Consider the following 20,647-nt stretch of genomic DNA (forward strand, 5'->3'; position numbering starts at 1 on the left):
ATACTATGTCTGGCAATTTTGGCTATATGAGCGGTCATTTTTCGTGACCGGTAGTTTTTTTCTTTCGGATGTCTGTTTTTACTGCAGGTAGAAAGGCTTTTCCCTAATTGAAGTCTGGTTCTAGGAGCAGTTTCCAAGCAAGCCTACGTTAGCGGGCTAAAAAAGAGGGCAAGTGGTCAAATCGTTTTCTTTTGGTACCGGATGGCGCCGCAAAGCTACGAATTTTTCTTAATATCAATGCATCTAACTGTGAATAAATTGTAAAATCCAGCACTTTTCAAAAACCTAGAATGAGACGCAATTGGCGGGAAAAAGTTACATCCGGCGCCCGCTTTTGGGAGGAGCGGCCGCCCGGAGGGGGCTAGCGGGCCAGTCCCTGCACTGCGGCCTCGACACTATCTCTGGCAGGGGGGCGGCGGAGCAGGTCCCGTATGTCCTGGTGCTCAAGGTCCAATAAGTAGGTCACATAGAGGGCATACCGGTCGTACGCCTGGGGCGAACGCGCCCGGTAAACGTCAAGCAGGCGCGAAATGGACCGGGGATCACCAATATAGTCCGCATAGCCTTCCCAAAGCCAGGTGGGCTCACGAAGGCTCCAGCGGCCCACATAATGGGACTCCAGGCTGTGGGTGATCTCATGGGCAATAAAATAGGAGAGGGGACGCGGATCGCCCGGAACCCGGTCGAAATCCGGGCTTGCCGGACGTATAAAGATGTTGCGGGTGAGCCGGTTGTCGCAAAGACCGCCGAGGTTGGTCCGGCCGCGGGTAAAGAAGCCAAACTGGAAAACACTGCCGCAGACGAATACCCGTTGGGTGATCGTCGTGTCATCAAGGGGAGAGCGCCGTAGCAGGTTGTTTACCTCGTCAAAAAGGGAGGAAGGAACGGCGCGGGAAGCATAGATCGTGATATTCCCCCGCCGGGCCTTAAAAGGGAAAAAAGGCTGGGGGTAGAGCAGGCACAACAAATACAACAGTAACAACCCCACTATGCCCATCGTTATCCTTCGCAAGGTCCGGCTCATGCGGAGGTACTCCATCTTTTGAGGCTCTGCAGGAGCTGGTCGAGCTGGATGGGTTTGGAGACATAGTCGTTCATCCCCGCGTCGAGACAGATCTGCCGGTCGCCTTCCATGGCGTTGGCGGTCATGGCGATGATCACCGGCTGCTGGCCGCCCCGCTCCCGGATAAAACGGGTCGCCTGGAGACCATCCACCTCCGGCATGCTGACGTCCATCAGGATCACGTCGTACGTGTCTGTGGCGCTTTTGTCCACGGCTTCCCTCCCGTTAAAAGCCTTGTCGGGCGCATACCCGAGCTTTTGGAGGATGTGTTCGACCAGTTTCTGATTGACGGGATTGTCTTCGGCAACAAGGATGCGCAACGGGTGTTCTTTTGCAAAAGCAGGGTCGAGTTGTTTGCGGTGCTGAGGGGTTTCCATTTTCTTGCCGGGTTGAAGGGCGTCCTGGACGGCTGCCAGGAGTAATGTTTGACGGACCGGTTTGTGAAGGACGGCCCTGAAAGGGTTTTCCTTTTGGGGATAGATATCGTCCGCGGTAGAGCTGAGCAGGATGACCGGGGTGCCGGGCAGGACCCCGGTCATCGCCGCCCCGACTTCCTTGCCGTTCATGACGGGCATGTGCAGGTCGGTCAGGACCAGGTCGAAGCGGTGTCCGTCGTGGGCCAGGGCAAGGGCGTCCGTGCCTGATGATACCGTCGCCACGGTCATCCCCCATTTGGACAGTTGCTTGTCCAATATTTGTAAATTGGTAGCGTTGTCATCGATCACCAGGACCGTTTTGCCTTTAAGAGAAGGCGGTTGGCTCGGCTGTCGCGCCGGAAAACCGGACGCCGCCCGCCGGGTCCGGATCGTAAAGCGGAATTCCGTACCTATGTCCTCTTTGCTCTTCACGCCGATGGTACCGCCCATCAGGGTGACGAGCTTTTCGCAGATGACCAGCCCCAGCCCCGTGCCACCGTATTGCCGGGTCGTGGAGGCGTCCACCTGCGAGAAGGCCTTGAAAAGCCGGTGAAGCTTCTCGTCGGGGATACCGATGCCGGTGTCCCGCACCGTAAAGACCAGCTCGACGGGGTCGCCGGACCGGGCCACACCCACGTGCAGAAACACCTCCCCCTTCCGGGTGAACTTAACCGCATTGGACACCAAATTGGTCAACACCTGCCGGAGCCGGATCATATCCCCCCGGATGACCGGGGGAACGTCATCGTCAATGTCACACACCAGGTCTATACCGGCTTCGGCCGCGCGGGGTCCGAACAGCTCCAGGACTTCTTCCACGCAAACTTCCAGGGAGAACTCCCGGTCCTCCAACTCCATGTGACCGGCTTCGATCTTGGAGAAGTCGAGGATGTCGTTGATGACCGACAGCAGTGTTTCCCCCGAGTGTTGTATGGTGGCGACGAAGTCTTGCTGTTCCTTGCTGAGGTCCGATTCGGACAGAAGGGAGGACATACCGATGATCCCGTTGAGGGGCGTCCGGATCTCGTGGCTCATCATAGCCAGGAAAATGCTTTTAGCCTCGTTGGCCTCCCGTTCTTTTTTGATGGCCTGGGCGAGCTGATCGGTGCGTTCGCCGACCTGGTTTTCCAGCGCCTCTTTTTGCTGGCGGATGATCCGGACGCGAAGCGCGATGATCCCGTAAATCAACGCCACGCCGGCCAGGATGCCTATGGTCCTGAACCACCAGGTGTCCCACCAGGGCGGAAGGACCTCCAGCTTTACGGTCAGGGGTTTGTCCGACCATGCTCCGCTATTATTGAGTCCTTTGACCTCGAAAACGTAGTGCCCCGGATCCAGGTTGGTATAGGTGACCGAATGCCGCAAACCGGCGTCGTTCCAATTCTTCTCAAAACCCTCCAAACGATACATATACCGCTTGCGGTCCCCGGTCGTATAATTCAGGGAGGCGAACTCGAAGGTCAGGACGGAATGGTCGAAGGGTAGTGTAATCGCGTCATCCCCGGATTCCTGGATATGATAAACCTCGGTTCCTCCCGAGTCCAGGCTGATTTCCTTGTTGAAAAGGGAAAACTTGGTGAGGACAAGGGGCGGGTCGAAAGGGTTGTTCCGGAGACTGTCCGGGTAAAAAGCCGTAAACCCCCCGGTGCCTCCAAAGTAGAGTTTGCCGTCCGCCGCTTTCCAGGCCGAGTGGGCGATAAACTCTCCCGGCTGGATGCCGAAGGCGGCGGAGTAATTGCGTGCGGTACCGGAGACCAGGTCGAAAAAGGAGATCCCCTTGTCCGTACTCAGCCATAAATGCCCCTGGCTGTCTTCCAGTACGGCATGGATGATGTTCCCGCCCAGGCCATCCTTGGCAAGAAACACTTTGAACCGCCCCGTTTTCCTGTCCCAACGGTCGAGGCCATAATTGGTGGCGATCCAGATATTGCCGAGGTGGTCTTCCCTGAGGTCGTTGACGGCATTGTTGCTGAGACTGTTCCGGGCCGTGTCGTGTGTATAGTGAAGAAAGGTCCGGGTTTTCTTATTCCAGACGTCCAGGCCCTTGTCAAAGGTCCCGATCCAAAGAAGGCCCTGGTCGTCCGTCATTAATTTCTGGATACCGTTGCCGGAAAGGCTCTGGGTGACCGGGAGGGACGCGTCGTGCCGGAAGTGTTCAAATTTGCCCGTGGCCTCGTCAAAGCGGTCCAGCCCCGTCCCATAACTGGCGATCCATATACTTCCATCCGCGTCGAGGGCCAGGGTGGATATATTGTCCGACGAAAGGCTGCCCGCGTCGAGGGGATTATTGTGGAAGTTCCGGAGGAAACGGCCGTTCCGGTCAAAAACGGTCAGACCGTTGGCGACCGTGCCGGTCCATATCTGTCCCTTACGGTCTTCCAACACACACGCCACATAGTCGCTGCTGATAGAGTGGGGATCCCGGGGATGATATTGGATGGCCTGGAACCGGTCGGTCTTTTCATCAAAAATGTCCAGGCCGCCCCCGTCGGTACCGATCCAGATCTTCCCCGGTGTACCTAAGAAGTCCAGGACGTTGTTGCTGCTCAGGCTGGATGGGTCGGTTTCCCTGCGGTAGAGGAGGAACTGCCGGGTGTCCCAGTTAAATTCGTTCACCCCGCCGCTAAAGGTACCCACCCACATATTGCCATCCTTATCCTGGAGAATGGAATAAATGGAATTGCTGCTCAGGCTATAGGTATCCATGTCGTCTTCTACCAGGCCGGTAAAGGTATCGGCGCCGGGTGCCAGGAGGTTCAGCCCCCCGTTTTCCGTCCCCACCCAAAGGACATGGTCCCGGTCCTCGCCGATGGAAAAAACCATGTTGTTGGAAAGGCTGCCCGGTCTTTCGGTATGCTGGTAGTGCCGGAAAGTTTCCTGCTCCGGTTGCCAGAGGTCCAGGCCCCCTCCGCCCGTACCAATCCAAAGGCGATGCCCGCTATCCTGGAACAGGGCGCGGACATAATTACCCGCCAGGGTAGTGGTGTCCCCCTCGCGGTGCCGGAACCAGGTCATTTTCCCGGTGGAGGGGTCGTATCGTTCCAACCCTCCCTGGGCTGAACCAAGCCAAACCGTTCCTTTGTCGTCCCTGAGAATACAGGTGACATTGTCCTCTCCCAAATGCGTCAGGGTTCGCCCGTCCTGTACCAGGTAGGCTCCATGATTTTCCGTACCTATCCACACGCTGTGGCCGCCATTGGAGGCAACGCAATTGATAAAGTTGTCCGGTATCCTGTCGGCGGGCGACTTGCCCCGGTTGTAGGGCGTAAACTTTCCGTTGAGGGGGTCGAAACGGCAAATCCCTCCTCCCCAGGTCGCCACCCATGGACGCCCGTCCGGGCTTCCCAGGAGTCCTTTGACAAAGTTGTTGGGAAGACTGTTGGAATCGGCGGGATCGTTTTTAAAAGAAATGAACTGATACCCGTCCCAACGGTTGACGCCATCCTTCGTGCCCAAGTATATAAATCCCCTTTTGCCCTGGAGAATGCAGGTAACATTGCTTTGGGAAAGACCGTTTGCCGTACCGAGACGCCGGAATTTCACCCGGTGGTATTGCCCCAAGGCCGAGGTACCAAAAAAGACCAGGCTCAACGTTAGACAAAGTATGGATGGACGCAAAGACAAGGGTAGCGTTTGGATGATACAAACATAACAAAAAACCGATACCTTTGTCCGCTATGACAATAGAGCAGATAAAAGATATGAGGGACCGCCTGGGCGTTCTGGGGAGGTATCTTTGACGTCCCTGACAAAAGGGAAAAAATCGCCAGGGACAAGCAACTAACCCTGGCGCCGGGGTTCTGGGACGACAATGAGCGCGCCACCCAGATCCTGAAAGACATCAAGGTCAACGAATATTGGGTCAAACTCTACGAAAGCGTAGAGGCTTCCATAGAAGACTTCACGGTACTTTTCGACTTCTGGAAGGAAGGGGAGGGCTCTGAAACGGAGGTCCGCCAGGCGTATGACAAGGCCCTCCAGGTTATCGAGGAGGCCGAATTCAAAAGCACCCTGAACCAGCCCGAAGACGAGCTCCCGGGCATCGTCCAGATCAATTCCGGGGCGGGCGGGACCGAAAGCCAGGACTGGGCGGAAATGCTCATGCGGATGTACCGTATGTACGGCGAGAAACAAGGCTGGGGCGTCACCGAGCTGGACCTCCAGGAAGGAGAAGGCGCCGGGATCAAAAGCGCCACCCTCCAGTTCGACGGACCTTTTGCTTTTGGCTTCCTGAAGGCCGAAAGCGGTGTCCATCGCCTGGTCCGCATATCCCCCTTCGATTCCAATGCCCGCCGGCATACTTCTTTTGCGTCGGTTTTTGTTTACCCACTTGTAGACGACTCCATAGAAATTGAAGTAAACCCGGCCGACCTCGAATGGGAATTCTACCGGTCAGGGGGTAAAGGAGGCCAAAACGTCAACAAGGTCGAAACCGCCGTGCGCCTGAAACACATCCCGTCCGGGATCATCGTCGAGTGCCAGCAGGCCCGGACCCAGGGGGAAAACCGGGAAAAGGCGCTCAAGATGCTCAAATCCCGCCTTTACGAGGAAGAACTGAGACGCCGGGAAGAGCTCAAAAACGCCACCAACGCCTCCAAAAAGAAGATCGAGTGGGGATCCCAGATCCGCAGCTACGTTTTCCATCCCTATAAGATGATCAAAGACCACCGTACCGACTACGAGGTCAACAACATCGGACCCGTCATGGACGGGGAGCTGGAAGGCTTTATCAAGGCGTACCTGATGATGGCGAAGGAAGCGGACGTTTAGCCATACGGTAGGTGTATCTGAGCCACGCGGCCAGGTTCTGCCGCTTTTCCATATCGATCACCAGTTCTTGCCGGGTATACCCGGTGAATGGCGGCGTTAGTTCCGCAAACTGATCGAGGGCGATCATCCCAAACGCGGAAATGCCCGCCATGGCCAGCCGGAAGGGCCCTTTACGCCGCTCGGTCACCTCCAGGCTTTCCACGGCATGGAACATCCCCACGACCTGGTCTTCGAAAAAGACACGGAAAACCGCGACGTCCCGCATCCGGAGCGGTAATGTATCCATTTGGTCCCCCAAATCCTTGTAGATGTCAAAAAGGTCGTTGGTCAGTTGGATGATGGTGCCGATCCGGTACCAGCAGTCCCGCTCGGCCGGGGTAGGGGTGACTTCCAGGTAAAAGCTGCACAGCAGCACCGAGAGGCCGCCCTTGCGGAAGGTAATTTCGCGGAGGGCGTCTTCGGAGAGCACCCCTGTCCGGGCCTGCTTCTTCGAATCCCACTGCGCCTGGAAAAGCTTCCGCGTCAGCGCGTCATAGACGGTCCGCTCATGCACAAAGCTCCGCAGTTGCAGGTGCGCGTCCCGAAACACCGCCTCGTCGAAATTCCGCGGCTCGAACCGCTCCGGCGCAAACGACAACGCCAGGAGTTCGTCTTCCGGTAACGCCAGCACGTCGGTAAAGTCGTCAAACAGGGAACTGCACACGAAATAGTAAATAAACCGTTCTTTTTCCGCTTCGGTCGTCCGGCGCCCGCGCAGGGCGGTAAAGGCGTCGCACATCATCGGATTGTAGATGCCATAGCTGACCGCGATCTTCCTGCGGGTTTTATCGCTAAACCGCCCGTCATATTTCCGTTCGACCTCCGCCAGCAACGCATACGCCCTCCGGGTCTCGATCCGGCGTTGCCGGATGATATAGAACGCGGTGCGGAGAACCTGGGCCAGGAACCGGAAAAAATAACCCATAAGCTGCAAGAAAGGTACAATTCGTAATTTTGCCGAAATTATTTTCCATGACCATCGGAGAGTTTTTTTATCCCCTGCCCGCCAACGAGCCCGTTTTGGGCTACGCGCCAGGGAGTAAAGAGAAGGAGTTGTTACAAAAGGCGATACAGGAAATGAAGGCCCACAAGGCCGACATTCCCATGTACATTGGTTCGGAGGAGGTGAAAACCGGTAAGACGGTCAGCCTGCACCCTCCGCACGAACACCATCACGTGCTGGGGCATTTCCACACGGGCAATACCGCGCACTTCAACAAAGCCATCGACGCCGCGCTCGCCGCGCGCAAGGCCTGGGCCGAACTGAGCTGGGCCAACCGGGCGAATATCTTCCTGAAAGCCGCCGACCTGCTGGCCACCAAATACCGTTACCAGGTCAACGCCGCCACGATGCTCGGCCAAAGCAAAAACGCCTACCAGGCTGAAATCGACAGCGCCTGCGAACTGATCGACTTCCTGAGGTTCAACGTCCACTACCTCGGCGAGATCTACCGCCAGCAACCGATCAGCAGCCCCGGGGTACACAACCGGCTGGAGTTCCGCCCCCTGGAAGGTTTTGTCGTCGCGATCACGCCCTTTAACTTCACCGCCATTGCCGGCAACCTGCCCTCCGCCCCTGCGCTTTGCGGAAACGTGGTGGTCTGGAAGCCTTCCGATACCCAGGTCCTCGCGGCCTGGTGGGTCATGAAGGTCTTTAAGGAAGCCGGGTTGCCCGACGGGGTGATTAACCTCGTCTATGGAGACGGCCCCGAATTCGGGAATGCGGTGTTCGCCCACCGGGACTTTGCCGGTGTCCACTTCACTGGGTCCACCCGCACCTTCAACCACATCTGGAAAACCATAGGCGAAAACGTCGCCGGCTACCGGACCTATCCCCGGATCGTCGGGGAAACCGGCGGCAAGGACTTTGTCCTCGTACACAAAAGCGCCCACGCAGACGCTGTCGTCACCGGCCTGGCCCGGGGCGCCTTTGAATACCAGGGGCAAAAGTGTTCCGCGGCCTCCCGGGCGTATATCCCCTCCAACCTCGCCCCCGAGATAAAAGCCGGTCTCCAGAAGGCGCTCCAGTCCATGAAAATGGGCACCGTGGAAGACTTCGGCAACTTTATCAACGCCGTCATCGACGAGCGTTCCTTTGACAAGATCGCCGGCTATATCGACAAGGCTAAAAACGACCCTGCAGCGCGGATCATCGCGGGCGGCACCTACGACAAAACCGCCGGGTACTTTATCGAACCCACCGTCATCGAAACCAGCGACCCCCGCTTCGTCACCATGTGCGAAGAAATCTTCGGCCCCGTCCTGACGCTCTATGTATACGAGGCCGACGCCTTCGAGCAAGCCATGGACCTCGTCGACAACACGTCGCCCTACGCGCTCACCGGGGCCGTCTTCGCCCAGGACCGCGCCGCCGTCGAACGCGCCACGCACCGCCTGAGCCACAGCGCCGGGAACTTTTACATCAACGACAAACCCACCGGGGCCGTCGTCGGTCAGCAACCCTTTGGCGGCGCCCGGGCATCCGGTACCAATGACAAGGCCGGTTCCGCCCTTAACCTCTACCGTTGGTTGAGCGCCCGCACGATAAAAGAAAACTATAACCCACCCGTGGATTATAGATATCCTTTTCTGGGGTAACTTTGGCCCTATGGCAAGGATCATCCTAGACCCCGACCAATTGAAACTGACCATTCAACGCCTGGCGCACCAGCTCACGGAGGATGGATTGGACGTAAAACAAACTGTTTTTATCGGCATACAGCCCCGCGGTATCAAGTTTGCGGATAGGGTCGTCGACCAGATCCGCAAACTTCTCCCCGGGCAAAAGGTACAATACGGCAAGCTCGACATCACCTTTTACCGGGACGACGTCCGGGACGGGATACACCTCCCCAACCAAACATCCATCGACTTTTCCATAGAGGGCAAGACCGTCATCCTTATCGACGACGTCCTCTATACCGGCCGGACCATCCGCTCCGCCCTCGACGCCCTCCAGGACTTCGGACGCCCGGCACGGGTAGCGCTTTGCGCCTTGATCGACAGACGGTTCAGCAGGGAATTGCCCATACAACCTGATTTTTGCGGGAAAACCATCGATTCTATTGTCAGCCAGCGGGTGATTGTCGAATGGGAGCATGAGCGCGTGGTGCTCCACGAGGGCGCTGGCGCGTAAGCGCCGCAGGCGCCGTCGCTCGCGGCGAAGCCGCAGGGGCCCCGGCCCGCCGCCGCCGCCGCTCGCCGCCACCGCTCACCGCCGCTCACCGCCGCCGCTCACCGCCGCCGCGCACCGCTCATCGCCGCCGTGCCCGCTGTGCGAAATTTTTGCGCCGCAGTTGCGCAAATTCTCCTAGTTTTGCGCCTTAAGATGCAGTTGTCCACGAAACATCTCCTGGGGATACGGGCGCTCACCCGTGAAGACATCGAGCTCATTCTTTCCACCGCCGAACAATTCAAAGACGTTTTACAAAGACCCGTCAAAAAGGTCCCCTCCCTCCGGGACGTGACGATCGTCAACCTTTTTTACGAGAACTCCACGCGGACGCGGATCTCCTTCGAGCTCGCGGAAAAACGCCTCTCCGCCGACACCATCAACTTTACCGCCAGCGGTTCCTCGGTGTCCAAAGGAGAAACCCTCCTGGATACCGTCAACAACATCCTGTCGATGAAGGTGGACATGGTCGTCATGCGGCACAGCGCCAGCGGCGCGCCCCACTTCCTCGCGCAGCACATCCCGGCGGCGATCGTCAACGCCGGGGACGGGATCAATGAACACCCCACGCAGGGACTCCTGGATGCCCTGTCCATGAAACAGGCGCTGGGCACCCTGGAAGGCATCCGGGTCGCCATCATCGGCGACATCATGCATTCCCGTGTCGCCATGAGCAACATCTACCTCCTCAAAAAGATGGGCGCAGAGGTCATGGTTGCTGGTCCCCCCACGCTCATCCCGCCCTATATCCAGGAAGCCTTCGGGGTAAAGGTCGTCTACAAGGTCAGGGAAGCCCTCGAATGGTGTGACGTCGCCAACGTCCTGCGCATACAGCTCGAACGCCAAAGCCAGCCCCTGTTCAGCTCCCTGCGCGAATACAACCTCGCTTACGGGGTCAGCCGCCGGTTGCTCGACGGGTTAAAAAAGGACATCTTCATCATGCACCCCGGCCCTATCAACCGCGGCGTGGAACTGGACAGCGACGTGGCCGACTCCGGGCATTCGCTCATCCTCCAGCAGGTGGAGAACGGGGTCGCCGTGCGCATGGCCGTGCTGTACCTCCTCGCCGGTAAAAACTAGCTCATGCGAACGATACTTTTGCTGATCGCCTCCAACATTTTCATGACCATCGCCTGGTACGGCCACCTGAAATGGTTTGAGAAAACACCCCTCCCCAAAGTCATCCTCATCAGTTGGGGCATCGCCCTTCTCGAATATTGTTTCCAGGTACCCGCTAACAGGATCGGCTACGAGGTTGAAGGCTATAGCGCCTTTCAGTTGAAGATGATCCAGGAGATTATTACCCTCACCATTTTTTGTTTTTTCACCATCCTTGTATTGAAGGAACAGCTTCGCTGGAACCACCTCGTAGCTTTCGGGTTTATCCTCGTGGGGGCCTATTTCATGTTCAAAAAATTCTAGGGCCACGGCCTTTGCGGGCCCCTGCTGCGGCGGCGCCCCTACAGCGGGTACGCCGTCTCACTCTTCGTCTCCGACAGCACGAAAAAGCTCTGCACCGTCGTCACATTCGGCAGGTTCGCCAGCTTGTTCCGGTAGAAATGCTGGTACTCTTCCATATCGGTCGTGGCGATCCGGAGGATAAAATCGAATGTCCCCGTCATTTGAAAACACTCCATCACCTCCGGGAACCGCGCGACCGCCTGCTCGAACCCTTCCAGGGTCTGGAGCGTATGGTCGTGGAGAAGGACGTGTGCAAAGGCGATCAGCGCCTTGTGGATTTTTTTCCTGTCCAGGATCGCGACCGTGCGCAGGATAAAGCCCTCCTCCTTTAGGCGCCGCGTCCTTTCATGGATGGTGGCGACCGATTTGTGCAGCTTGAACGCAATTTCCTTGTGCGTCAGGTCCGCGTTCTTTTGTAACAGCCCTAAAATTTTAAGGTCAACATCGTCCAGGCCCGTCATAAATTGAAATTATTGAGGAAAATTAGGGGTTTTTCCATAAAATTTCCGCTTTTTCGGACAATCGTTGTTTGACATAACGGTGGAAATGATCTTTGAGCAAATAAAAACGCTTTTTATGCTGGAAGCGGTCACCACCATCGAAGAAACCTTCCGCCCCCTGTGGCACCTGGTCGGCAACACGCCGATGCTGGAGCTGGACTACCTGTACAAGGGGCAGGCCGGGAGGATTTATGTCAAGTGTGAACACTACAACCTGACCGGGAGCGTCAAAGACCGGATGGCCCTCTACATCCTGTACAAAGCGTACCGGGAGGGCCGGATACAACCGGGGGACACCATCATCGAAGCCACCAGCGGTAATACCGGAATTGCTTTCGCGGCGATCGGAAAGGCGCTCGGCCACCCCGTCACGATCATCATGCCCAACTGGCTGTCCCGGGAACGCGTGGACATCATCCGGAGCCTGGGCGCAGAGGTCATCCTGATCAGCAAGGAAGAAGGCGGCTTCAAGGGCAGCATCGAGCTCAGCGAACGCCTCGCCGAAAAAGGCCGTGTCTTCCTGCCCCGCCAATTCGCCAACGAGGGGAATGCCGAAGCCCACGAACACACGACCGGCGTCGAGATATGGGAACAACTGGAAGCAATGGACATGTTCCCGGACGCCTTTGTCGCCGGTGTAGGCACCGGAGGGACCGTGATGGGGGTAGGCGCCTTCCTGAAACGGATGAATCCCCTCGTACGGATCCATCCCCTCGAACCCGCCGAGTCCCCCACACTATCGGTCGGGCATAAAGTAGGGAGCCACCGCATACAAGGTATATCCGACGAATTCATCCCCCCGATCGTCCGTCTCGACGAACTCGACACCGTCGTGCAGGTACACGACGGCGACGCCATTCTCATGGCCCAAAAGCTCTCCCGGCAACTGGGCCTCGCCGTGGGCATTTCCTCCGGCGCCAACGTCATCGGGGCCATCCAGCTCGCCCTGCGGCTGGGCAAGGATGCGACCGTCGTGACCCTGCTGGCCGACAGCAATAAAAAATACCTCAGCACGGACCTCGTCCGCGAGGAGCCCGTGCAACCGGGGTACCTGTCCACCGATACCGATTTTGTCGGGTACCGGCCCATTCCCCGGCTGAAAGAACCCGTTTTTGGGGGACTGTAAACTCGTTAACCATATCAACTATGAGCAAAATAGGACTACTCGCCTTTCTGGGCTTATGCTTAGTCGCCTCGAAGGCCGGCGCCCAGATCCTAAAGCCCGTCACCTGGAGCTACGGCGCCAAAAAAGTCAGCGCCACCGAGGCCATCGTTTTCTTCAAAGCCACCATCGACCAGGGCTGGCACGTATATTCCCAGCACATCAAAGACGGCGGCCCCGTCAAGACCTCATTCACCTTTACGCCCTCCAAGGACTTCACCCTCGACGGCCCCACCGCTGAGCCCAAACCCGTCGTCCGCATGGAAAAGGCGTTCAACATGGAGATCGGCTTTTTCGAACACGCCGTCATCTTCTCGCAGAAAGTAAAGCTCAAGACCGGCGCCACCACCGTGAGCGGCACCCTCGAATACATGACGTGCAACGACAACCAGTGCCTGCCGCCCGAAGACATCCAATTCAACGTTCCCGTAAAATAATTGTCAATGAAGTGGTTCTGGTTAGTGCTGCTGCTCGCAGCGACGAGTGCCCTGCGCGCCCAGGATACGTCGGGCGTGGATTTTACACCGATGAATGCGCCCGCGCCCGCGCCTGGCGCAGCCGCGAAAGCGGCCGCCAAAGCGGCGGCGCGCCCCACAGGGGTCGCGACCGTCGCCCCGGCGGCAACACCGTCCGCGGCCCAAGCGGCGTCGCCCGCGGCCCTCAGCCAGGCCGGGGCGGCGACCGCGGCGCGCGGCGTCACTGCGACAGGCGCCGCAACGTCTGCGCCGGGCGGCCCCACTGCGACAGGCGCCGCAACGTCTGCGCCGGGTGGCCCCACTGCGACAGGCGCCGCAACGTCTGCGCCGGGTGGCCCCACTGCGACAGGCGCCGCAACGTCTGCGCCGGGCGGCCCCACACAGGCGAGCGCCACCGCCGCGGCGCGCGGCGCCTCCGCGAAAGCCGCCCTTGCGGCCCCCGCGAAAGCGGCCCCCGCGAAAGCGGCCCCGCCTCTGGCCTCCCGCTGGACAGTGTTTGTAGAGGGTATGGCCGGGGGTGTGGCCGCTTTTTTTATGCCGTGCATCTTCCCGATGCTGCCGCTCACGGTGAGCTTTTTTACAAAGGGCGCGAGCAAGGGTAAGGGTGTACGCCGGGCCGCGGTCTATGGTTTAAGCATCGTTGGTATCTATGTGGCGCTGGGGTTGGCGGTGACCGCAATTTTTGGAGCCGACGCCCTCAACAACCTGTCCACAAACGGGCTATTCAACTTTTTCTTTTTCCTGCTGCTTGTCGCATTTGCCGCTTCTTTTCTGGGCGGCTTTGAGATCACGCTTCCTTCTTCCTGGGTCAACAAAATGGATGCGGGCGCAGGCCGCGGGGGTATGGCCGGCATCTTTTTTATGGCCGGGACGCTGGCGCTGGTGTCCTTTAGCTGTACCGGGCCGATCATCGGGACATTGCTCGTGCAGACAGCGACCACGGGGGCGCTTCTTGGTCCCGCCGTAGGCATGTTGGGTTTTTCGCTGGCGCTGGCGCTGCCGTTCACGTTGTTTGCGCTCTTTCCCACCTGGCTCGCACGGTTGCCACGGTCGGGTGGTTGGCTCAACAGCGTCAAGGTGGTCCTGGGCTTCCTGGAGCTGGCGCTTTCGCTGAAGTTCCTGAGCAACGTCGACCTGGCCTATCATTGGCGCTGGTTTGACCGGGAGGTTTTCCTGGTGCTTTGGATCGTGATTTTTGCGCTGATGGGTTTTTATATACTAGGAAAAATAAGGCTTGGCCATGACGACGCGCCGGCCGCTTTGTCTGTGCCCCGGTTGTTCCTGTCCATCGTCATCCTGGCATTTACCATGTATATGATACCGGGGCTTTGGGGCGCTCCCCTGAAGTCGATCAGTGCGCTTTTGCCGCCCATGGCGACGCAGGATTTTGACCTGTCCGCGCTGTCGGCGGGGCTGCCGGGCGCGGCCGTGTATGGCGCCGCGGGCGCAAACGGCGTCACATCGGGTGCTGCCGCAAGCGGCGGCGCCGCCGCCCCGCACAAATACGCCTCCCTCTTTGACCGCCCCCACGGCTTCGACCCCTACTTCGACTATGCCGAGGCCCTGGCCGCCGCGCGGGCGGCCCACAAGCCCATGTTAATCGATTTCACAGGCCACGCCTGCGTGAATTGCAGGAAAATGGAGGCCAATGTGTGGACAGATGCTACAGTTGCGCAGCGGATCAATACCAGCTTCGTTGTACTACAGTTATACGTGGACGACAAAACGGACCTCGACACAACGGAAAACACCCCGGACGGACGGGTACTCCGGACCCTGGGCAATAAATGGAGCTTTCTGCAGACGTCGAAGTTCGGGGCCAATTCCCAGCCCTACTACGTTTTGCTGGACCCCGCCACAGAGGAGCCCCTGGTGGCTCCGCAAGGCGCCAACTTCGATCCCCGCGCGTACCTGGGGTACCTGGACAGCGGGCTCGCGGTCTACCGCCCCCAATAACACCGTTCTCATTCTCATGTCTATATCGGCGATCCATCTTTATGGGTTGCCTTTTTTTTGCCCGCGCGGGAGACGCGTCTTCGCGGTCGCCACGTGACCCGCGCCGCGCCTTCGCGCCCGCCGCGCGACCAGTGTGGTATTCCCCAAAAGTTTGGTTTTTTACGCCCCACTCCCCGTTATTTTTTCATCACCTGGAAAGTCTTGGCATAGTTTATGTTAAAACTTTGGCGGAAAAAGGAAATGCTCTGTTAAACTTTGTAGTTATTGCATAGTCTTAACTCCACCCAGGGGCACTTCTCTTTAATCCCGCGTAACCAACGGTTGTACTTAAACCTTTTTTTGTTTCCATAGAGACCTGCACTTTGCTCACTGCTATTTAATTCCAAACAAAAACATCATTGTGTATGAAAAGCATGAAGTGGTTTTCATTGGCAGCGCTTTGCGTCGGAGGAGCCATCGTCGTATTCTCCGCTTGCCAAAAAAGCTCGTCGTCCGCGGGAAGTTCGGTTCCTGCGAACCAGCAAAAGTTTAACATGTACCTGACCGATGGCCCTGTGAACTTCCAGCAAGTGAACATCGACATCGAATCCATCGCAGTAGAGGTAGAAGCGGATTCCTGTGTGAACTCCGGTGTTTGGGGCAACAGGGATAACGACGATACTGCCTGCTTCCACTGGGACTCTTTAAATATCACGCCGGGTGTGTATAACATCCTGAACTTTAAAAACGGGATCGATACACTGTTCTCCGCTACCAACATCCCCAAAGGGAAGATCCTCAAAATCCGGTTCAAGCTGGGTACCGACAACAGCGTCATGGCGGACAGCGTCCTGTTTAAACTCGACCTGTTCTGGGGGAACACCTTTACCATCGACGTGGACGACTGCCAGCAACTGGACGAAAATACCCTCGGTCTGTGGGTTGACTTCGACGCCGCACACTCGATCATCGAGGTGGCTCATCAGCACTTTGCCCTGCGCCCTGTCATCCGTCTCTTTACCAAAGCCAACAGCGGCGCGGTTGAAGGCGCGGTACTGCCTGGCGCCGCCGATCCCTTTGTGAGTGTGGTTTCCGGGACCGACACCCTGATCGCCCTGCCGGAATGGAATGGCCGCTGGGAAATCCGCGGTATCAAAACGAGCACCGTTGACGTGAACTTCTATGCGACGGCCAACGGATACAAAGACACCACTATCAGCAATGTAACTATAGATCCAGGTAAGACAGTGAACCTGGGTACAGTATACCTGCACTGAGTTAGTCAATACCCTATTTGGTACCCTGTAGGTAAAATGCCGCCGCCCCTTCTTGTAAGGGGCGGCTATTTTTTTGCGCCAGCCGAAGTGGGAGAATTTCGGCTGGCGCAAAAAAATATCTTGTGCGTTGCGGCAAGGGGGGCGCGCCCCCCTTGCAACCCCCCGCGGTAGCGGCGCGCCCCGAAATCGTTGGCGAAACATTATCTTTACGCCAGATGGGATAATTGTCGTATGAACAGTAAATGGCTCTTGACTTGCTTGCTTTGCCTGGGCGCTGCCGTGGGGTACGCCCAGGGCTCCGTCCGCTATCTGGGTATTGAAAGCGGGTTGTCGAATAATGCGGTGACCCAGATTTACCAGGACAACCGGGGATTGATGTGGTTTGGGACCTACGACGGGCTGAACCGGTATGACGGCTATAAATTTAAAGTATTCAGAAACAGGATAGGGGACAGCAGTTCCCTGATGGATAACAACGTTAACCGGATCGAGGGGGCGCCGGACAGCCGTTTGTGGGTGGGCGGGCGCAGGGGGTTGAGCATCTTCAACCCGGTCACCGAAACCTTTACGACGCCGCGGGTCGAGCAGGAGGGGGCGTACCAGCCGCTGACCGACAATATTCTTTCGATCAAATCGATTGGGCAGCACCATGTATTGGTGGGGACGGAACACCTGGGGTTGTTTGAGTTTGACGCACCGGGTGACCTGGGGGTGCGCATACCGTTCCCGGGAGAGCAGGGGTACCAGGTGACGGCGGTGGCTGCGGATACCCTGCACCGTCAGCATTGGGTCTTTGTCCAGGGCGTGGGCCTTTATCGTTTTGAAAACCGGCGGCTCCAGGTGGTCTCCACGTCCATTCCAAAAGCCAACAGCATCACGACCGACCGGACAGGGAGCGTCTGGCTGGGTACAGACAGCGGTTTGTATAAGTACGACACAAGAGGCGGCAGCATTTCCGGGAACTATCTTCCTACGATCAGTAAGGTGGTCAATTTGTACACGGACCGGCAGGGCGTGCTTTGGATTGCCTGTGACGGCAGCGGCATCCTTTTGATACACCCGGGAGACCTAAAAGCGCAGCCGCTGGTGTTTCGCGACCGCCGGCAGGGTTTGAGCAGCAATGCGGTGTATGCCATCTACGAGGACAAGGATGACCGGAAATGGATCGGGACGCTGCGCGGGGGGGTGAACATCATCGACCCCTCGGGGAATCCATTCGAAACACATACTTTTCCTACCAATAATTCCTTCGGGCAGATCAACAACTTTATCTTTTCGTTTGCCGAAGCGACGGATGGAAATATCTGGGTGGGCACCGACGGGGCGGGGTTGCGAAAATGGAACAGGAAAACGAATGCGACGGAAATGTTTACCGCCGGCGGAAAAGGCGCGATTGGAAGCAATTTCGTTACCTCCATCCTCCTGGACAGCCGGCAACATACGTGGGTTGGGACCTGGCTGGGGGGACTCAGCCGGTACAACCCCGCAAACGAGACTTTTACTCGCTATACCTGTTACAACCCCCTGACCAAATCCGAGGAGAACAATGTGTGGATCGTCTATGAGGACAAGGCCCACCGGCTTTGGGTCAGCACCAGCAACAACGGCACCTTGTATCTGTACGACGAAGCGAGAGACCGGTTCGACCCCATCGACCCGGCGGGGCTGAGCAACCTCCAATGTCTCGCCGAGGACCAACGGGGCAATTTTTGGGGCGGCACCTATACCTCCCTTGTCAAGATCGACCGTACCACCAGGAAACACGTGTTTTACCAGACGGGTTACCCGGTTCGTTGTATCCTGGAAGATGCCTGGGGCAATTTCTGGGTGGGTACGGACGGCGGCGGACTTTTGCTGTTTGACCGGGACAAGGAAAAGTTTACCCGGTATACGGACGCGGACGGGTTGGCGAGTAACGCCATCCTCCAGATGCTGGAGGATAAAAAGGGAGACCTTTGGCTGAGTACCTTCAACGGGCTCATCCGGTTTGATACAAAACGGCGGACCGTCCGGAACTTTACGCAGACCGACGGTTTGCAAAGCAACCAGTTCTCCTATAAGGCCTGGGGTACATTGCGCTCCGGGGAATTTTTATTTGGAGGCATCCGCGGGTTTAATATTTTTTTCCCCGACAGTGTACACACCGATGTGGAAACGGCGCCCTTGCTGGTGACGGGGATCCGCGTAAACAACGAACCCGTGTCCGCGCACGTGCGCTGGATCACCAGGGCGGATGCCGGGGCCATCCGGGAAATCACCGTGCCTTACGAGGAAAACACCCTTTCGGTCGACTACGCGGCACTGGACTATACGTCCCCGGGCAAAATCAGCTACAGCTACAAGCTCGAAGGCTGGGACAAAGAATGGCTGAGTGCGGGTGACCAGCGTACGGCCACGTATACCCGCCTCCCGGAGGGTAGCTATGTGCTGACGATCAAGAATACCAATACCGCCGGGGAGTGGGGCCCGCCCATGTCCTTGTTGCACATCACGGTGCTGCCACCCTGGTACCGGACGTGGTGGGCGTATGTCTTGTATGTGGTGGCGATTTGTTCCGCTATATTTATATACCTCGACTACGCGCGGAACAAGGAGCGTCTCAAATACGAGGTCCGGTTGGCGCACCTGGAAAATGAGAAGGACAAGGAAGTCGCCGAGCGCAAGTTTTCCTATTTCACCCACATCGCCCACGAGTTCAGGACGCCCCTGACCCTGATCATCAATCCGCTGAAACAATGGATCCGGGAGAACAATCCCTCCGCGGAATCCAGCGGGCTCACGACGGCTTACCGGAACGCCCGGCGGTTGCTTAGCCTGGTGGATCAGTTGCTGCTTTTCCGAAAAGCAGACAGCCGCATGGATGTCCTACACATCACCCGGATCGATATGACCGCGATTTGCCGGGAAGTCCACGCCCTTTTTCTCCAGCAGGCCAAGACCAGGCGGATCGACTATCAATTGAAGACACCCCCGGGCAGGGTCGAGATCCAGGGGGACTATGAGAAGATCGAAATCTCCCTTTTCAACTTGTTGTCCAATGCCTTTAAGTTCACACCGGAAGGCGGGATGATCTTCTTCACGCTGGAGCAGACCGGCAAGGGGGTCCGGATCAGTGTGTCGGATACGGGTTGTGGGATTGAGGAAAGCGAAAAGGCCCTTATATTCGACCGGTTCCGCCAGGGGGATACCCATCGTTCCTCCGGTTTTGGGATCGGGCTTTTCCTGGTCAGGCATTTCGTGGAGGCGCACAAGGGGAGCGTCGACTTCGAAAGTACGCCCGGCACGGGCACGACGTTTACCATCGTGCTGCCGGAGGGCACGGCAACGTCTGACGACGCAGCGCCCGCGGAACACCTCCTGCTGGAAGAACTTGCCGCGGAGGTGGAAATGGAACCCGTGATCAGGACGACGGTGACCCCCGGCGAAGGCAGTCAGCCCGGCGAACTCGTGAGCGAACGTCGCTCGATCCTGCTGATCGATGACAACCCCGAGATCCTGGACTACCTTGGACGCCTTTTCGACACCCAATACGTGGTCCTGAAGGCCAAAAGCGGGGAGGAGGGGTTGCAGGTGGCGGAGGACCAGTTCCCGGACCTCATCTTAAGCGACGTCCAGATGGGGGAAATGGACGGGATCATGTTGTGCGCACAGATCAAGTCGTCGGAAACCCTCGGCCATATCCCCGTCATCCTTCTGACGGCCGCCAGCAGCGACGAAACAAAGCTCCGGGGATTGCAGGGCGGGGCGGACGACTATATCACCAAACCCTTCGACGCCCACCTGCTCCAGGTCAAGGTCGATTCCGTCCTGAAAAACCGCAACATTCTCCAGAAATACTTTTTCGACAGCATCACCCTGAGGGAATCCACGGTCAAGGTCCCCTCTGAATACAAGAATTTCCTCGCCAAGTGTATCCACGTAGTGGAGGAAAACATTGATAATGACGATTTTAATATCAAAAAGTTCTCCAAGGCGATGGGGATGAGTCACCGGGCGCTCTACCATAAGATCAAATCCATTTCGGGTCAGTCGGCGGTTGCGTTTATCCGCCAGATCCGGTTGCGCCGGTCCGCGGTGCTCATGCTCCGGGAGGATATGAACATCAACCAGGCGGCCTTCCAGGTCGGCATGGGGGATGTCCGGTACTTTAGAGAGCAATTTGTCAAGACTTTTGGGATGACCCCCTCCGAATATATAAAGAAGTACCGCCCCCTTTTCAACCGGGACCTGACGGTTATACCCACCCAACAGGGGGGTGATTTGTAATTTTACCCCCCATATTTTTCCAATTTGTCCCCCCTAAGCGCCCTTTGCGGGGCTGTATTTTGCATCCGTCCAATCAAACTTCATTTAAAACTGGCTTGCTTTTATGAAAA

Annotated in this window: 14 protein-coding genes; 10 read left to right on the forward strand and 4 right to left on the reverse strand. The window is 57.5% G+C overall.

The window, feature by feature from the left end:
* Positions 1-361: 361 nt before the first annotated feature.
* Together EDB95_RS25215 and EDB95_RS25220 are read right to left on the reverse strand one after the other, a co-directional pair.
* Positions 362-1,039, reverse strand: coding sequence for a hypothetical protein (locus tag EDB95_RS25215; RefSeq protein WP_133999177.1), 678 nt, complete (start codon positions 1,037-1,039; stop codon positions 362-364).
* Positions 1,021-5,070 carry a hybrid sensor histidine kinase/response regulator gene (locus tag EDB95_RS25220; RefSeq protein WP_162852788.1) on the reverse strand — a complete coding sequence of 1,350 codons (4,050 nt, stop codon included), beginning with the start codon at positions 5,068-5,070 and terminating at the stop codon, positions 1,021-1,023. The genes EDB95_RS25215 and EDB95_RS25220 overlap by 19 nt, the downstream gene beginning before the upstream one ends.
* Before the next feature lie 86 nt (positions 5,071-5,156).
* On the opposite strand from EDB95_RS25220, the gene prfB reads away from it, so the two are divergent.
* Positions 5,157-6,249, forward strand: a protein-coding gene (prfB, locus tag EDB95_RS25225; RefSeq protein ID WP_394346392.1) for a peptide chain release factor 2 whose coding sequence is annotated in 2 segments (ribosomal slippage) — positions 5,157-5,216 and positions 5,218-6,249 — 1,092 coding nt in all. Because the reading frame shifts where the segments join, the coding sequence is not laid out codon by codon here.
* Here the strand turns inward: prfB and EDB95_RS25230 are convergent.
* A complete protein-coding gene (locus EDB95_RS25230) occupies positions 6,209-7,213 on the reverse strand; it encodes a class 1 isoprenoid biosynthesis enzyme (protein ID WP_133999185.1) in 1,005 nt (334 codons plus the stop codon). The two genes, prfB and EDB95_RS25230, sit on opposite strands and share 41 nt — an antisense overlap.
* Positions 7,214-7,260: 47 nt before the next feature.
* Here EDB95_RS25230 and pruA point away from each other — a divergent pair, with 47 nt between their 5' ends.
* From pruA to EDB95_RS25250, 4 genes are all read left to right on the forward strand, one after another.
* Entirely contained in the window at positions 7,261-8,886 is a 1,626-nt protein-coding gene (pruA, locus tag EDB95_RS25235) for an L-glutamate gamma-semialdehyde dehydrogenase (RefSeq protein ID WP_133999188.1), read from the forward strand.
* 10 nt (positions 8,887-8,896) lie between these two features.
* The gene (pyrR, locus tag EDB95_RS25240; protein WP_133999191.1) at positions 8,897-9,424 is read left to right on the forward strand and encodes a bifunctional pyr operon transcriptional regulator/uracil phosphoribosyltransferase PyrR; all 528 of its coding nucleotides are present in this window, start codon (positions 8,897-8,899) and stop codon (positions 9,422-9,424) included.
* Between the two features lie 180 nt (positions 9,425-9,604).
* Positions 9,605-10,540, forward strand: a complete 936-nt coding sequence (locus EDB95_RS25245; RefSeq protein WP_317129041.1) for an aspartate carbamoyltransferase catalytic subunit — start codon at positions 9,605-9,607, stop codon at positions 10,538-10,540.
* Between the two features lie 3 nt (positions 10,541-10,543).
* The gene (locus EDB95_RS25250; RefSeq protein WP_133999194.1) at positions 10,544-10,882 is read left to right on the forward strand and encodes a DMT family protein; all 339 of its coding nucleotides are present in this window, start codon (positions 10,544-10,546) and stop codon (positions 10,880-10,882) included.
* 38 nt (positions 10,883-10,920) lie between these two features.
* On the opposite strand, the gene EDB95_RS25255 is transcribed toward EDB95_RS25250, so the two are convergent.
* Positions 10,921-11,382 (reverse strand): Lrp/AsnC family transcriptional regulator, encoded by a 462-nt coding sequence (locus tag EDB95_RS25255; protein ID WP_133999196.1) that lies wholly within the window; start codon positions 11,380-11,382, stop codon positions 10,921-10,923.
* Between the two features lie 115 nt (positions 11,383-11,497).
* Here EDB95_RS25255 and EDB95_RS25260 point away from each other — a divergent pair, with 115 nt between their 5' ends.
* The 5 genes from EDB95_RS25260 (at position 11,498) to EDB95_RS25280 (ending at position 20,537) form a co-directional block, all read left to right on the forward strand.
* Positions 11,498-12,547: a PLP-dependent cysteine synthase family protein gene (locus EDB95_RS25260; RefSeq protein WP_211352215.1), complete on the forward strand. Its 1,050-nt coding sequence runs from the start codon at positions 11,498-11,500 to the stop codon at positions 12,545-12,547.
* Between the two features lie 20 nt (positions 12,548-12,567).
* Positions 12,568-13,020, forward strand: a complete 453-nt coding sequence (locus EDB95_RS25265) for a protein-disulfide reductase DsbD domain-containing protein (protein ID WP_133999202.1) — start codon at positions 12,568-12,570, stop codon at positions 13,018-13,020.
* Between the two features lie 6 nt (positions 13,021-13,026).
* Positions 13,027-15,015 (forward strand): protein-disulfide reductase DsbD family protein, encoded by a 1,989-nt coding sequence (locus EDB95_RS25270; RefSeq protein WP_170209626.1) that lies wholly within the window; start codon positions 13,027-13,029, stop codon positions 15,013-15,015.
* Between the two features lie 404 nt (positions 15,016-15,419).
* Positions 15,420-16,271 carry a DUF4382 domain-containing protein gene (locus EDB95_RS25275; RefSeq protein ID WP_133999205.1) on the forward strand — a complete coding sequence of 284 codons (852 nt, stop codon included), beginning with the start codon at positions 15,420-15,422 and terminating at the stop codon, positions 16,269-16,271.
* A gap of 231 nt (positions 16,272-16,502) precedes the next feature.
* The gene (locus tag EDB95_RS25280) at positions 16,503-20,537 is read left to right on the forward strand and encodes a hybrid sensor histidine kinase/response regulator transcription factor (RefSeq protein ID WP_133999208.1); all 4,035 of its coding nucleotides are present in this window, start codon (positions 16,503-16,505) and stop codon (positions 20,535-20,537) included.
* Positions 20,538-20,647: the final 110 nt, after the last annotated feature.

It is taken from the genome of Dinghuibacter silviterrae, assembly GCF_004366355.1.
GTDB lineage: Bacteria > Bacteroidota > Bacteroidia > Chitinophagales > Chitinophagaceae > Dinghuibacter > Dinghuibacter silviterrae.

Coding starts and splice junctions, on each gene's coding strand:
- EDB95_RS25230 (WP_133999185.1), bottom strand. CDS start 7,213: ATGGGTTATTTTTTCCGGTTCCTGGCCCAGGTTCTCCGCACCGCGTTC.
- EDB95_RS25255 (WP_133999196.1), bottom strand. CDS start 11,382: ATGACGGGCCTGGACGATGTTGACCTTAAAATTTTAGGGCTGTTACAA.
- EDB95_RS25215 (WP_133999177.1), bottom strand. CDS start 1,039: ATGGAGTACCTCCGCATGAGCCGGACCTTGCGAAGGATAACGATGGGC.
- EDB95_RS25270 (WP_170209626.1), top strand. CDS start 13,027: ATGAAGTGGTTCTGGTTAGTGCTGCTGCTCGCAGCGACGAGTGCCCTG.
- EDB95_RS25260 (WP_211352215.1), top strand. CDS start 11,498: ATGCTGGAAGCGGTCACCACCATCGAAGAAACCTTCCGCCCCCTGTGG.
- EDB95_RS25250 (WP_133999194.1), top strand. CDS start 10,544: ATGCGAACGATACTTTTGCTGATCGCCTCCAACATTTTCATGACCATC.
- pyrR (WP_133999191.1), top strand. CDS start 8,897: ATGGCAAGGATCATCCTAGACCCCGACCAATTGAAACTGACCATTCAA.
- pruA (WP_133999188.1), top strand. CDS start 7,261: ATGACCATCGGAGAGTTTTTTTATCCCCTGCCCGCCAACGAGCCCGTT.
- EDB95_RS25265 (WP_133999202.1), top strand. CDS start 12,568: ATGAGCAAAATAGGACTACTCGCCTTTCTGGGCTTATGCTTAGTCGCC.
- EDB95_RS25280 (WP_133999208.1), top strand. CDS start 16,503: ATGAACAGTAAATGGCTCTTGACTTGCTTGCTTTGCCTGGGCGCTGCC.
- EDB95_RS25275 (WP_133999205.1), top strand. CDS start 15,420: ATGAAAAGCATGAAGTGGTTTTCATTGGCAGCGCTTTGCGTCGGAGGA.